We start from the raw sequence: 14082 nt of genomic DNA on the forward strand, positions 1-14082 counted from the left end.
GACCGCGGCCCCGCGTCAGAAATCGAAGCCGTGTCCCAGCTCCTTCTCCATCCACTGCAGGAAACGCCGCACCCGGGAGAAGTTCGAATGGGCTTTGGGGAACACCAGATGATGAGCCGCCACCGGGGCGCTCAGCGATTCGGGTGACACCTTCACCAGTTCGCCGGAGTCGAGGTACTTGCGCGCCAGCAAAGCGCTCTCCAACGCAAAACCCAGACCATGGCTGGCCGCTTCCAGGGTCATGTAGGAACGGTCGAAACTCAACGCGTAGGGTTTCTCCGGACGGGCCAGGCCGTGCTGGGCAAACCAGGCCGGCCATCTGAGCAAGGTGGCCTCGGAGAGAATCAGCTCGCGGTCCAGCAGGTCCATTGCACTGCTCACCGGGTGTCGCGCCAGCAGTTTCGGCGCCGCCAGCACCTCGAAGGTTTCGTTGCGCACCGTGCGCACTTCGTAGCTGGGCCAGTTGGGCTCGCCATGGCGGATGTCCACGTCGATCTTGTCGCGACTGAAATGCAGGGACTCGTAGGAGCACGACAGGTTGATCTGGATATCCGGATGCTCATCCCGGAACGCCTCCAGACGCGGCATCAACCAGAGCAGGCCGAAGCTCGGCGAGGAATGCAGGCGCAGGCAGTCCAGGCTGACATCGCTGCTGGCCCGTTCGGTCGCCACGGCCAGGCTGTGCAGCAGGCCGGACACCTCCTTCAGGTACTGTTCGCCCACCGGCGTCAGGGTCACGCCACGTGCCCCGCGCACGAACAGTTGGCGGCCGATCATGGCTTCCAGTTTGGCCAGTTGATGGCTGACCGCAGAGGGCGTGAGGTCCAGCACCTCGGCCGCGCGGGCGACGTTGCCGAAGCGCGCAGCCTGCTCGAAGGCCTGAATAGCCCTCAGCGGTGGAAGGGGCGGCGCCGTATCGTCGAGAGAGCGCATGGCAAGGGGTCCGCATGTTTTGTGGCTTTCCATTCAACCACCAAGCCGATCGGCTGACGAGTGCTGAATTTTCTTCAGCACTCAATGATTTTTGCGTTATTGCTCACGCTTCGGCCGAGGACCAAGCTGCGCCCATCGATCTCGCGGATCGACTCCATAAAAACAATCAGGGGTTCTCCTCATGCTGCTGCAAGACAAAGTCATCCTCATCACCGGTGCCGCCTCTGCCCGCGGTATCGGCCGGGCCACTGCCAAAACCTTCGCCGCCCACGGCGCCCGTGTCGTCATCCTCGATCTGGACGAAGCCGCCGCCCGCGATGCCGCCGCGCAACTGGGCGAAGGCCATCTCGGCCTGGCCGCCAACGTGGCCGACGAAGCCCAGGTGAACAAGGCCGTAGGCCGGGTCATCGAGCACTACGGCCGCATCGATGGCCTGGTCAACAACGCCGGCATCACCCAGCCGCTGAAAATCATGGACATCCGCCACAGCGACTACGACAAGGTGCTCGACGTCAGCCTGCGCGGCACCCTGCTGATGTCCCAGGCGGTCATTCCGCTGATGCGCGAACAGGGGTTCGGCAGCATCGTCTGCATGTCGTCGGTGTCGGCGCAACGCGGCGGCGGCATCTTCGGCGGCCCGCACTACAGTGCCGCGAAAGCCGGCGTGCTCGGCCTGGCCAAGGCCATGGCCCGCGAACTGGGGCCACACAACGTGCGCGTCAATTCGATCGCCCCGGGGCTGATTCACACCGACATCACCGGCGGCCTGATGCAGGACGAGCGCCGCCACGCGATCATCGAAGGCATTCCGCTGGGCCGCCTCGGCGAAGCCGGGGACGTGGCCAATGCCGCCCTCTTCCTGGTCAGCGACCTGTCGTCCTACCTGACCGGTATTACGCTGGATGTGAACGGCGGCATGTTGATTCACTGATGAGCCTCACGCCGGCCCGACGGCTGGCGTTGTTCTGAATCCAGGGCAGCCCCTCGCGGCCCATAACAACAAGAGATCAGACCCTCATGAGTACCCTCTCCCTGGAGGCGGCCGTGTCCGTCCGCTCCACTGCCTATCGCAAGACCGCCTGGCGGCTCATGCCGTTTCTCATGCTGTGCTACCTGTGCGCCTACCTCGACCGCGTCAACGTCGGGTTCGCCAAGCTGCAGATGATGAACGACCTGGCCCTGAGCGAAACGGTCTACGGCCTCGGTGCCGGCATCTTCTTCCTCGGTTATTTTCTCTGCGAAGTGCCCAGCAACCTGATCCTGCACCGTGTCGGCGCCCGCCGCTGGATCGCCCGGATCATGATCTCCTGGGGCCTCATTTCCGCCCTGTTCGCCTTCGTCGAAACCGCCTGGCAGTTCTACGCCCTGCGCTTTCTCCTCGGTGTCGCCGAAGCCGGCCTGGCCCCCGGTCTGCTGCTGTACCTGACCTATTGGTTCCCCTCCTACCGCCGGGCCAGGATGACCGTGCTGTGGTTCGTCGCCATCCCCCTGTCGGGCATGATCGGTGGCCCGCTGTCGGGCTGGATCATGAACCACTTCGCCGGCGTGCACGGCTGGGCCGGATGGCAATGGATGTTCGTCATCGAGGCGCTGCCGACCGTGATCGTCGGCCTGCTGGTGCTGAGCTACCTCAAGGACGGCGTGCACCAGGCGACCTGGCTCACCGACGAGGAAAAGGCCCTGGTCAACCGCGAACTGGCCGAGGACAACAGCCGTAAGGTCACCCACGCCTCGGCCCGGGAGTTCATTCGCGACCGCCGCCTGTGGCTGCTCGCGGGCATCTACTTCTGCGTGGTCATGGGCCAGTACGCGATTACCTTCTGGCTGCCGACGCTGGTGCGCAACGCCGGGGTTTCCGATCCCCTGCACATCGGCCTGCTGACCAGCCTGCCGTACCTCTGCGCCATTGTCGCGATGCTGCTGATGGGGCGTAGCGGCGACCGTCACCAGGAACGTCGCTGGCACCTGGTGCTGCCGATGATTGCCGGCGCCCTCGGGCTGACCCTCGCGGCCCTGCTGGGCGGCAACCTGCCGCTCTCGATGCTCAGCCTGTGCCTGGCCGCCGCGGGCGTGCTGTCGGCGTCCTCGCTGTTCTGGATGCTGCCCACCACGCTGCTGGGCGGAGTCTCGGCCGCCGCCGGTATTGCCGGCATCAACAGCTTCGCCAACCTCGCGGGCTTCTGCTCACCCTATCTGATCGGCTGGATTACCACCTCGACCGGGTCCAGCGCCCTTGGCATGTACCTGATCACCGGTGTGCTGCTGTTCGGCGCCACGCTGGTCCTGCGCATCCCGGCCGCCCAGGTCAACCGTTAAGTTCCCGGAGTCATCACCATGAGTGTGCATTCATCCTCTACCACGGCGCCCTCGCTTGCCGAACGCGCCTACAACATCCGTCGCCATGCCCTGCGCATGGGCCAGGTCCAGGGCCAGGGCTATGTCGGCCAGGCCCTGGGCGCTGCCGACCTGCTGGCCGTGTCCTACTTTCATGCCCTGCGCTATCAGCCCCAGGACCCCGAGTGGGAGCAGCGCGACCGTTTCTACCTGTCGATCGGCCATTACGCCATCGCCCTCTACGCGGCGCTGATCGAGGCCGAGGTGATTCCCCTGGACGAGCTGGAAACCTACGGTTCGGACGACAGCCGCCTGCCGATGTCGGGCATGGCGGCCTACACGCCGGGTATGGAAATCACCGGCGGTTCCCTCGGTCACGGCCTGGGCATCGCGGTCGGTGCCTGCCTGGGCCTCAAGCGCAAAGGGTCCGACGCGTTCGTCTACAACCTGCTGTCCGACGGCGAACTGAACGAAGGTTCGACCTGGGAAGCGGCCATGTCGGCCTCGCACTGGAAGCTGGACAATCTGATCGCGATCATCGACGTCAACAACCAGCAGGCCGATGGGCACTCCAGCGAAGTGCTGGCCTTCGAACCCATCGTCGATCGCTGGCAGGCCTTCGGCTGGTTCACCCAGCGGGTCGACGGCAACGATATCCCGGCGCTGGTCGCCGCCTTCGATGCCGCCCGCCAGCACACCGGGCCACAGCCGCGGGTGATCATCTGCGATACGCGCATGGGCAAGGGCGTGGACTTCCTCGAATCCCGGGAGAAAACCCACTTCATCCGCGTCGACGAAAACGAATGGGATCTGGCACTGCACAACCTTCAGGTCGGGAGAACCGCATGAGCACCGCAAACACCCCTCAAACCGGCAAGAAGCGCCTGACCACCTCGGCGATGATCGCGTCCATCGCCGCCGAAGGCCAGGCCACCCGCTCGGCGCCGTTCGGTCACGCGCTGGCGGCCCTGGCCGAGCAGCGCCCGGAGATCGTCGGCCTGTCGGCGGACCTGTCCAAGTACACCGACCTGCACATTTTCGCCAAGGCCCACCCGGAGCGTTTCTACCAGATGGGCATGGCCGAACAGTTGCTGATGAGTGCCGCCGCCGGCATGGCCCGCGAAGGCTGCATACCGTTCGCGACCACCTATGCGGTGTTCGCCTCGCGGCGGGCCTATGACTTCATCTGCATGGCGATTGCCGAGGAGAACCTCAACGTCAAGATCGTCTGTGGCCTGCCGGGGCTGACCACCGGCTACGGGCCAAGCCACCAGGCTACGGACGATCTGGCGATTTTCCGGGCCATGCCGAACCTGATGATCATCGACCCCTGCGACGCCCTGGAAATCGAACAGGCGGTACCAGCCATCGCCGCCCACCAGGGCCCGGTGTACATGCGTCTGTTGCGCGGCAACGTGCCGCTGGTACTGGACGAGTACGGCTACCGGTTCGAGATCGGCAAGGCCAAGACCCTGCGCACCGGCAACGATGTGCTGATCATTTCCACCGGGCTGATGACCATGCGTTCGCTGGAAGCGGCGCAAAAGCTGCAGGCCGACGGTGTCGACGTGGCCGTACTGCACGTGCCAACCATCAAGCCTCTCGACGAGCAGACCATTCTCGCCGAAGCGCGCAAGCCGGGGCGGCTGGTGGTGACGGCGGAGAACCATTCGATCATCGGTGGGCTGGGTGAAGCCGTGGCCGGCCTGCTACTGCGCAATGGCGTCACCCCGACCTTCCGGCAGATCGCCCTGCCGGATGCCTTCCTCGATGCCGGGGCCTTGCCGACGCTGCATGATCGCTATGGTATTTCCACTGACGCGGTGAGTGCCCAGATCAAGGCCTGGCTGTAGTCGTAAAGGCTTGCCCAAGGCTGCCTGAACCGGCGGCCTTGGGTGGCAAAACCATCCTCCCCGCCAGCGTCACGGCCTGTTCAGCGCCGACTCACCTGCGCCAGCGCGTCCCTTGCTCTCGCACCGGCCTCGACGCCGACGCGCTCGGCCAATACCTGGGTCAGTTGTGGTGCTGGAGCGGTTGCGCCTGCGCTGATGCGCGCTGCGGCGCTACGCCGAGGACAGGCGCTCGTGCACCTGCTTGGCCCGGGCGACGGTGACGGTATCGGGCAGCTCGATGCCATTCTTGGCGGCCAGAATCTCCGCCATCACGCTCACCGCGATCTCCGCCGGCGTCTTGCTGCCGATGTACAGGCCGATGGGCCCATGCAGGCGTTGGAGGCTGGCCTCGGTCTCGCCGAAATGCTCGATCAGGCGCTCCCGGCGCAACTGGCTGTTGCGCCGCGAACCGATGGCGCCGATGTAGAACGCCGGGCTGTGCAAGGCTTCGAGCAAGGCCAGGTCATCGAGCTTGGGGTCGTGACTGAGGGCGACGATGCCGGTGCGCAGGTCCACGGAGAAATCCCGCACGACATCGTCCGGCATGCCGACGAGGTGTTCCACACCCGGCACGGCCCAGGTCTCGATGTATTCCGGACGCGGGTCGCAGACCGCGACCTTGAAGCCGTTGAACAGCGCCATGGTCGCCAGGTACTCGGCCAGCGCACCGGCCCCGATCATCAGCAGCCGATAACCGGGGCCAAGGGTATTGAGCATCCGCTGGCCATCGAAGCTGAACTGCTCCGGCGTCGCGGTGGCGGCAAGGGTCACCGCGTTGGAAGCTACTGTCAGGCAGCGGCGCACCAGGCGACCGGCGTCGAGCTGCACCAGCAGTTCGTCCAGCGCCTGCCGGCTCGGCCGCAATTCCAGGACCAGTTCCAGCGTACCGCCACAGGGCAGGCCGAAGCGATGGGCCTCATCGGCCGTGACGCCGTAGCGCACCACCTCGACCGGCCCCTCGCCCATACCGCTGCCGCCATGGGCCGTGGTGTAGCGGTGGATCAGGTCGTCCTCGATACAGCCACCGGACACGCTGCCCACCACCCGCCCATCGTTGCGCAGCGCCATCATCGAGCCCACCGGCCGTGGCGACGAACCCCAGGTGCGCGCCACGGTGGCGAGCAACACGCGCTCGCCGGCGGCAAGCCAGTCCCGCGCCGTGCGCAGGACCAGCAGGTCGATGCTTTCCATCCGGGCCTCCTTCAGCGCATGTGCAGAATGATCGGGCTGCTGCTGGCCGGATCGGTGTGCCCGCGCAGCTTGCCCACCGCCTGCGCATCCACCGCCCCGGCCTGGTTGCCCCAGGTGCTGCGCACGAAGCTCAGCACCTCGGCGATCTGCTGGTCCGACAGTTGCTCGCGGAACGCCGGCATGCGGTAGGCGTCCGGCACACCGGCGGCGACCACCCGTTGCGAACCGTTGAGGGTGATGTTGATCGCCGAGGCGCTCTCCCCGGCCAACACGGATGTCGCGCCGGCCAGCGGCGGCATCGACTCGGGCTGCCCCTTGCCGTCCAGGCCGTGGCAGGACGCGCAGCGGGTCACGTAGGTCTGGGCCCCCGGTTTCTGTGGGGACGCCGCCGCCGAGGTCGCCTGGTACTGCCAGGGCTCGCCATCGCGCTGGCGGTCGCCGGGCAGCGAGTGGAGGTAACGGGCGATCGCCGCCAGGTCGTCATCGCTCATGAACTGCGTGGAGTTGTTGAACGCCTCGGTCATCGAGCCGAACACCACCGCGTGCCGGTTGCGACCGGTCTTGAGGAACTGCACGATCTCCGGTTCGCTCCAGCGGCCCAGGCCGGTGTTGTGATCGGCACGCAGGCTCGGCGCGTACCAGCCATCGAGCAAGGCGCCGGCGAGGAACGGCGCGCCGGACTCGTCCAGGGCCTTCTCGTTGAAGGCCAGGCCCCGTGGCGTGTGGCAACTGCCGCAGTGGCCGGCACCCTGGACAATGTAGGCACCGCGGTTCCACAGCGGGTCCTGGGCCGGTTTGTCGCTGTAGGGGGCTGAGTCGGTAAACACCGCGTTCCACAGCGCAATCGGCCAACGCAGGTTCAAAGGCCAGGGAATCGAGCTCTCGGCATTGGCCTGCTGCACCGGAGCCACGCCCTTCATGAAGAACGCGTACAGCGCACGCACATCGTCATCGCTGAGCTTGGCGTAGGACGGATAGGGCATCGCCGGGTACAGGCGCCGGCCGCCGGGCGCGACACCGTGGCGTACGGCGCGGTCGAAGTCCGCCAGGCTGTAGTTGCCGATGCCGGTGTCCCGGTCCGGGGTGACGTTGGTGGCATGGATCGCCCCCAGCGGCGTGGCCATTTCCAGGCCGCCGGCGAACGGCGCACCACCCGGCACGCTGTGGCAGGCCACGCAGTCGCCGAGGCGGGCGACATACTCGCCGCGGCTGACCAGCGCCGGGTCGATGTCGGCCACGGCCAGTGGCTGATGTTCCAGGGGCGAGGCGGGCTCGCGGGTGACGTACCAGGCCAGCAGGCCTGCCGCGACCAGGCACGGCACAGCCAGCCAGGCAGCGGTTCTTGCGAATCGACTGTTGTTCATGAAGGCTCCGCGCAGGTCAGGTGAAGGTGTAGCGGCTCAACGGCAGGCTACGGATGCGCTGCCCCGTCAACCTGGCCACCGCGTTGGCCACGGCGGGCGCCACCGCCGGCAATGGCGGCTCGCCAATGCCGCCCATCTTCTCCCCGCTCTCGACCACCCGTACGTGCACCCGGGCCATGCGCGAAGGCGACAGGATCGGGTACAGGTCGTAGTTGCGGGCCCTGGGCTTGCCGTCGAGCCACACCGCTTCCTCGACCAGCGTCTGCGACAGCCCCAGCGCCACGGCGCCGTTGACCTGCGCCTCGACGATGGCCGGGTTGACGATGTTGCCCGGGTCGATGGCCTGCCAGATGTCATGCACCTTGACCTGCCCGTTGTCGATCGAGACCTCGGCGATCACCGCCGTCTGGGTGCCGAACGGCGAGGCCATGGCGACTCCGCGGGCGCGCCTGCTGCCATCCTCGGCGGTGAACGGGCCACGCTTCCAGCCGCCGGACAACTCGCCCACCGCGTTGAGCAGCGTGGTCAGCCGCGGGTTGTCGCGCAGCAGGTGCAGACGCAGTTCGAAGGGGTCCTTGCCGCCCTTGTCCGCCAGCTCGTCGAGGAACGCCTCGTAGAAGAAGTCGTTGAGCGAGTTGCCCACCGAGCGCCAGTAGCCGAGCATGGCCGGGCCCTTGACGTAGATCTGCGCAATGCGCTTGTTGGCGATCGCATAGGACTTGCCCGCCAACCCTTCGACGGCGGTGGGGTCGATCTTGTCGCCCTGCTTGCCGGCCAGGGCCTCGGTCGGCCCTTCGGTCGCGCTGATCGCCTCGATGGCGACGGGGAAGCCGTTGTCGTCCAGTGCGCCACGGAACCTGACCGCTGCCACGGGCCGCAGCACATCGCGCAGGAACTCTTCCTCGCGGCTCCAGATCAGCTTGATCGGCCGCCCGACCGCCTTGGCCAGGGCAATCGCCTGGGGATAGGGGTTGGCCGAGCCATAGAGGAAATGCCGGCCGAAGAAACCGCCCAGCAGCGGCGAATGCAGGGTGATGCGCGAAGCCTCGAGCCCGGTCAGCTTGGCGATGTCGTTGCGGAACATGTCCGGTGCCTGGTTGGGCAGCCAGACCTCCAGCGAGCCGTCGGCGTTGAAGCGCGCCAGGGCCGAAGGCGGCTCCAGTTGGGCATGGTTGAGGTACTGGTTGTGGTAGCTGGCCTCGACGACATGCTTGGCGCCAGCCAATACCTTGGCGACATCGCCTTCGTTCTCGGCATCACGGGCTGGTCCCTGTTCGTTGGCCAGGCGCTGCACGTAGGCTTCGCTGGAAAAGTCCGCCGGCATCACCCGCAGCGGTGAATCGGCGGCCGCCTCCTTCCAGTCGACCTGGAGGGCTTCCACCGCACGCTTGGCGTGCCACCAGCGCTCGGCGACCACCGCCACCGCGCCCGGCAACTGATGCACCGAATGCACGCCCTTCATCGCCTTGACCTGTTCTTCGTTGCGCAGGCTGCCGACGCTCATGCCCAGGCGTGGCGCGTGCTGCACCGCGGCGTGGAGCATGCCGTCGACCTTAAGATCGATGCTGTAGAGCGCACGTCCCGTGGACTTGTCGTAGGCATCGACGCGCTTGACCGGCTTGCCGATCCAGCGGAACTGGCTGGGGTCACGCAGCTTGACGCTGCCCGGATCCGGTACCGGCAGGTCCATGGCGCGTTCCGCCAGTTCGCCATAGGCGAGCGAACGCCCGGAGGCTGCATGCAGCACCTTGCCCGGCTCGGTCGACAGCTCCGTGACCGGCACGCCGAGCTGCTGCGCAGCGGCCTGCAGCAACATCGCCCGGGCCAGGGCGCCCAGGCGGCGCATGGTCGGGTAGCTCATGCGCACCGACATGCTGCCGCCGGTGATGCGCATGCCGTTGTCCATGACCACATAGGCCTCGCCGGGCGGCGCGCTGTCGACCACGAAGGTCGCCGGATCGGCGTCCAGTTCCTCGCCGACGATCTGCGCCATGGCGGTGTAGGTGCCCTGCCCGCCTTCCATGAAGGGGCACAGCAGGCGCACGCTGTTGTCCGGACGAATCTCCAGGAACGCCGGCACCTGGGTGCCGCGTTCGACCGCCGCCGCAGCCGCCTGCAGCCGCGCCGAGCCCAGCGGCAGGCCGAAACCGAGGACCAGGGAGCCCACCGCCGTGCCAATCAGGAAGCGGCGCCGGGACAGGTTGACCGGGTCGGCCGACAGTTGGCTGAGGACCTCTTCGGCCCCTCGATACGACTGTTCATCAGGCTTCTCCCTTCTGCGCAACCAACTCGTGCACGGCGCTATGGATGGCGTTGTAGGTGCCGCAGCGGCACAGGTTGACCATCGCGGCCTCGATCTGCGCATCGCTGGGCTTGGGGTTCTGCTTGAGCAACGCGGTGGCGGCCATCACCTGCCCGGACTGGCAGTAGCCACACTGGGCGACCTGGTGCTCGACCCAGGCGGCCACCACACGCTTGCCCACGTCATCGGCCTCGATCGCCTCGATGGTGGTCACCTCCCGGCCGACCACGCCGGCCACCGGGGTGACGCAGGCCCGCACCACATTGCCGTCCACCAGCACCGAGCAGGCGCCGCACTGGGCCAGGCCACAGCCGTACTTGGTGCCGGTCATGCCCAGGTCATCGCGGATCACCCACAGCAGCGGCGTGTCGGCGTCGGCATCGACCTGATAGGTCTTCTGGTTGATTCGTAGTTCCATGGCTCACCCGCTCATCATCGGTTGATGTTTCTTCGTTATAGGCGGTGAGGCGCCGCAAGACGCTTCACCGGTCGGAACGCCCGCTCGCCAGCCGGGTCGTTCAGTAGGCCGGGGCCGCTTCGCCGGAGGGCGCGGTGTCGGGCACCTGGCCACGCAATAGCGCAATGTCCTGCCGAGGTGCGGCCCCGAACAGCCGGCCGTATTCACGGCTGAACTGCGAAGGGCTCTCATAGCCCACCGCAAACGCCGCCCGCGACACATCCAGCCGCTCGTTGAGCATCAGCCGCCGCGCCTCATTCAAGCGCAGCCACTTCTGATACTGCAGCGGACTCATGGCGGTGAGCTGGCGGAAATGGTGGTGAAAGGTCGGCGCGCTCATCTGCACCCGGGCCGCCAGTTCATCGATACGCAGGGGCATGGAGAAGTTCAACTTGAGCCAGTCGATGGCCTTGGCGATCCGGTAGCCCTGGCCATCGACGGCGGTGATCTGGCGCAACCGGGCCGACTGGTCGCTGTGCAATAGACGATAGTGGATTTCGCGCAGCACCAGCGGCGCCAGCACCGGGATCGCCTCCGGTTCATCGAGCAACGCCAGCAGGCGCCCGACGGCCATTTCCAGTGCCTCGGTCATGCTACCGATGCCGGCCCCCTTGCCCTGTACGCGGTCACGGGCCGGTGGCAGGCCAACCTTGGCAATCAGCTCGGCGAGGATCGAGACGTCGAGCTTGAGCACCAGCCCGATGCAGGGTTGCTCGGCACTGGCCACCACCACTTCGGAGTTGGCCGGCAGATCCAGCGACGTGACCAGAAAGCGCGAAGGGTCATAGGCATAGCCCTCCCCGCCGATCCACAGGCTCTTCTCCCCACGGGCGACCAGGATCAGGCTCGGCTCGACCATGCACACCGAGGGCGGCGCCACCTGATCGCGACGAAACAGCACCAGGCCGGGAATGGCGGTCGCACAATCACCCGGCTCACCGACATGTTGATCGATGACGGCGGCCAGGGGCGATGGGGGTTGGATATGGGCTGGGTTCATGGTCACGGACTCCTTCCACCAGACTCTAGCCCGCGCGCGAGGGCTTTCCTATCCGTGGCCCTGCAACTCCAGAGGATTAGGCAAGTATTCGATTGGATTGAGCTACGACGGCGGGGTGTCCGCCCAGAAAATGGGCCGCCCTCAGACAGGAGAGCCCTATGCAAGCCTTTGCCCATGGAGCCCGTATGGGCGCCCGCCACCTCGAACCGACCCCGTTTCACGTCCCCGCCAGCTCCACGACGCAGGCGACACGATGACTGACCGATCGACAGAGAGAAACCACTGGGGCGCGGTGCTGGCCATGTCTCTGGCCGCCTTCGCCCTGGTGGCCTCCGAGTTCATGCCGGTCAGCCTGCTGACCCCGATCGCGACCGACCTGCACATCAGCGAAGGTCAGGCCGGCCAGGGGATTTCCGTGTCCGGCGCGTTTGCCTTGGTCACCAGCCTGGTGATCGCCGCGATGGCCGCACGGGTCGAACGCAAGCGCCTGCTGCTGGGCCTGACGCTGCTGATGGTCCTCTCCGGCAGTGTCGTGGCCTTCGCCCCGGGCTATCCCTCGTTCATGCTCGGCCGCGCGCTGATCGGCATCGCCATCGGCGGCTTCTGGTCGCTGTCGGCCGCCACCGCCATGCGTCTGGTGGCACCGGCCCAGGTGCCGCGGGCGCTGGCCATCGTCAACGGCGGCAACGCCCTGGCCACGGTGATTGCGGCGCCACTGGGCAGTTTCCTCGGCGCGCTGATCGGCTGGCGCGCGGCGTTCTTCTGCGTGGTGCCGGTGGCCGCCCTCGCCGCGCTCTGGCTGTTACTGAGCCTGCCCTCGCTGCCGGCCGAACGGCACGGCCAGCGTGCCAGTGCGCTGGGCCTGATGAAGCAGGCGCCGATCGCGCTGGGCATGCTGGCGGTGAGCGTGTTCTTCATGGGCCAGTTCATGTTGTTCACCTACCTGCGGCCATTTCTGGAGGCGGTCACCCACGTTGACGCCACCCTGCTCTCGCTGATGCTGCTGGGCCTGGGCGCTGCCGGCTTCATCGGGACCTTCCTGATCGAGCTCTTCATCGGCCGGGGCCTGTACCGCACGCTGGCGCTGATTCCCCTGCTGATGGCGTTGATCGCCGTGGCGCTGGTGCAGTTCGGCGCCTCGCCCAGCCTGACGGCCATGCTGCTGGGCCTCTGGGGCCTGGTCGCGACCGCCGCGCCGGTGGGCTGGTGGACCTGGCTGGCGCGCACGCTGCCCCACGATGCCGAAGCCGGTGGCGGCTTGCTGGTAGCGATCGTGCAGTTGGCGATCAGCGCCGGCGCGATCGTCGGTGGCCTGGCCTTCGACCTGAGCGGCTATCGGGCGACCTTCGAACTCAGCGCACTGGTCCTGTTGCTCGCCGCCGTGCTCGCCGACCTCGCCGGGCGCGCGGCACGCCCGGCGGTGGAGTCGAACGTCGCGGCGTAGTCAGGCAGCGCCGCCCAGCAATACCGTGCGCTGGGCAGAGCGCTTTGGTAGATTCGCGCTACGAGCGGCAGCGGGCCGCCGATCGAACCTGTACGCGGAACCGGCATGGCGAAAAAATCTGGCGAGTCTTCCTCCAACCAACAGTCCGGCGTTGCGCCAAGGCCGCTCAACCCGACCCTCATTGATGTCGCCAAGGTCGCCGGTGTCTCGCCGATCACCGTCTCGCGGGCCCTGAACCGCCCGGAGGTGGTGAGCAAGGCCGCGCGCGAGAAGGTGCTGGCTGCGGTCCGCGAGGTCGGCTACGTATCGAACATGCTCGCCGGCAGCCTGGCGAGCAACCGCAGCCGGCTGGTGGCGATCCTGCTGCCGACCATCGCCAACTCGATCTTCGCCGACACCGTCCAGGCGCTGATGGACCGCCTGACCGCCGCCGGCTACCAGACCCTGCTGGGCCTGACCGGCTACTCGGCCGAGCAGGAGGAAAAGCTCATCGAAGCCCTGCTCGGGCGCCGCCCCGACGGTATTGTCCTGACCGGTACCCTGCACACCGAGGCCAGCCGCCAGCGCCTGGCGCAATCGGGCATCCCGGTGGTCGAGTCGTGGGACCTGGGCGACGACCCGCTGGACATGCTGGTGGGGTTTTCCCATGAGGCGGTCGGCGAAGCGATCGCCCGCCATCTGCTGGGCAAGGGGTACCAGCGCTTTGCCGTGGTCGGTATCGGCGACCCGCGCGGCATGCGCCGCTGCAACAGCCTGCTGGCCGAGCTGGCCCGGCACGGCCACCAGGACATCCCGACCCGCCTGCTGACCCCACCCGCCACCTTGGAAGTCGGGCGCACCGGCCTGTGCCAATTGCTCGACGAGGGGCACCAGCCGGACGTGGTGGTCTGCAGCTCCGACACCATCGCCCAGGGTGTGCTGGCCGAAGCCGCCAGCCGCGGCCTGCGCGTACCCGCGGACCTGGCGGTCATGGGCTTTGGCGACCTGAGCAGCGCGGCCCAGGTCCACCCGCCGCTGTCGACCGTGCGCGTGGACGGTACGCGCATCGGCGAGCAGATCGCCAAGGCCCTGCTCGAACGCTTCAACGCCCCCGCCGGCAGCGCCGATCCCGTGCGCATCGACACCGGTTTCAGCCTCATCGACCGCCAGAGCACCTGAGGTTTTT

The 14082-nt window shown here is 67.1% G+C and carries 12 protein-coding genes; 6 read left to right on the plus strand and 6 right to left on the minus strand.

Features of this window, described 5'->3' with window-relative positions:
• Positions 1-15: 15 nt before the first annotated feature.
• Positions 16-933, minus strand: a complete 918-nt coding sequence (locus ACM62G_RS01045) for a LysR substrate-binding domain-containing protein (RefSeq protein WP_273820661.1) — start codon at positions 931-933, stop codon at positions 16-18.
• Positions 934-1114: 181 nt separating this feature from the next.
• Here ACM62G_RS01045 and ACM62G_RS01050 point away from each other — a divergent pair, with 181 nt between their 5' ends.
• The 4 genes from ACM62G_RS01050 (at position 1115) to ACM62G_RS01065 (ending at position 5120) form a co-directional block, all read left to right on the plus strand.
• The gene (locus tag ACM62G_RS01050) at positions 1115-1864 is read left to right on the plus strand and encodes an SDR family NAD(P)-dependent oxidoreductase (RefSeq protein WP_273820660.1); all 750 of its coding nucleotides are present in this window, start codon (positions 1115-1117) and stop codon (positions 1862-1864) included.
• Between the two features lie 86 nt (positions 1865-1950).
• The gene (locus tag ACM62G_RS01055; protein ID WP_419736528.1) at positions 1951-3249 is read left to right on the plus strand and encodes an MFS transporter; all 1299 of its coding nucleotides are present in this window, start codon (positions 1951-1953) and stop codon (positions 3247-3249) included.
• A gap of 18 nt (positions 3250-3267) precedes the next feature.
• Positions 3268-4116: a transketolase gene (locus ACM62G_RS01060; protein ID WP_419736529.1), complete on the plus strand. Its 849-nt coding sequence runs from the start codon at positions 3268-3270 to the stop codon at positions 4114-4116.
• The gene (locus tag ACM62G_RS01065) at positions 4113-5120 is read left to right on the plus strand and encodes a transketolase family protein (RefSeq protein WP_054060735.1); all 1008 of its coding nucleotides are present in this window, start codon (positions 4113-4115) and stop codon (positions 5118-5120) included. The genes ACM62G_RS01060 and ACM62G_RS01065 overlap by 4 nt, the downstream gene beginning before the upstream one ends.
• A gap of 210 nt (positions 5121-5330) precedes the next feature.
• Here ACM62G_RS01065 and ACM62G_RS01070 read toward each other — a convergent pair whose 3' ends face one another.
• The 5 genes from ACM62G_RS01070 to ACM62G_RS01090 form a co-directional block, all read right to left on the minus strand.
• Positions 5331-6350: an XdhC family protein gene (locus tag ACM62G_RS01070; RefSeq protein ID WP_273820657.1), complete on the minus strand. Its 1020-nt coding sequence runs from the start codon at positions 6348-6350 to the stop codon at positions 5331-5333.
• 11 nt (positions 6351-6361) lie between these two features.
• Positions 6362-7714, minus strand: coding sequence for a c-type cytochrome (locus ACM62G_RS01075; protein ID WP_419736530.1), 1353 nt, complete (start codon positions 7712-7714; stop codon positions 6362-6364).
• Positions 7715-7730: 16 nt separating this feature from the next.
• Positions 7731-9935 (minus strand): molybdopterin cofactor-binding domain-containing protein, encoded by a 2205-nt coding sequence (locus ACM62G_RS01080; protein WP_419737586.1) that lies wholly within the window; start codon positions 9933-9935, stop codon positions 7731-7733.
• Between the two features lie 40 nt (positions 9936-9975).
• Positions 9976-10434: a (2Fe-2S)-binding protein gene (locus ACM62G_RS01085; RefSeq protein WP_419736531.1), complete on the minus strand. Its 459-nt coding sequence runs from the start codon at positions 10432-10434 to the stop codon at positions 9976-9978.
• 100 nt (positions 10435-10534) lie between these two features.
• Positions 10535-11473 carry an AraC family transcriptional regulator gene (locus ACM62G_RS01090; protein ID WP_054057670.1) on the minus strand — a complete coding sequence of 313 codons (939 nt, stop codon included), beginning with the start codon at positions 11471-11473 and terminating at the stop codon, positions 10535-10537.
• A gap of 253 nt (positions 11474-11726) precedes the next feature.
• Here ACM62G_RS01090 and ACM62G_RS01095 point away from each other — a divergent pair, with 253 nt between their 5' ends.
• Both ACM62G_RS01095 and ACM62G_RS01100 read left to right on the plus strand, forming a co-directional pair.
• Positions 11727-12917, plus strand: coding sequence for an MFS transporter (locus tag ACM62G_RS01095; RefSeq protein WP_419736532.1), 1191 nt, complete (start codon positions 11727-11729; stop codon positions 12915-12917).
• A 105-nt stretch (positions 12918-13022) separates the two neighbouring features.
• Positions 13023-14075 (plus strand): LacI family DNA-binding transcriptional regulator, encoded by a 1053-nt coding sequence (locus ACM62G_RS01100; protein WP_419736533.1) that lies wholly within the window; start codon positions 13023-13025, stop codon positions 14073-14075.
• Positions 14076-14082 lie beyond the last annotated feature (7 nt).

Source organism: Pseudomonas sp. COR18, from assembly GCF_048568395.1.
Classification (GTDB): domain Bacteria; phylum Pseudomonadota; class Gammaproteobacteria; order Pseudomonadales; family Pseudomonadaceae; genus Aquipseudomonas; species Aquipseudomonas fuscovaginae_B.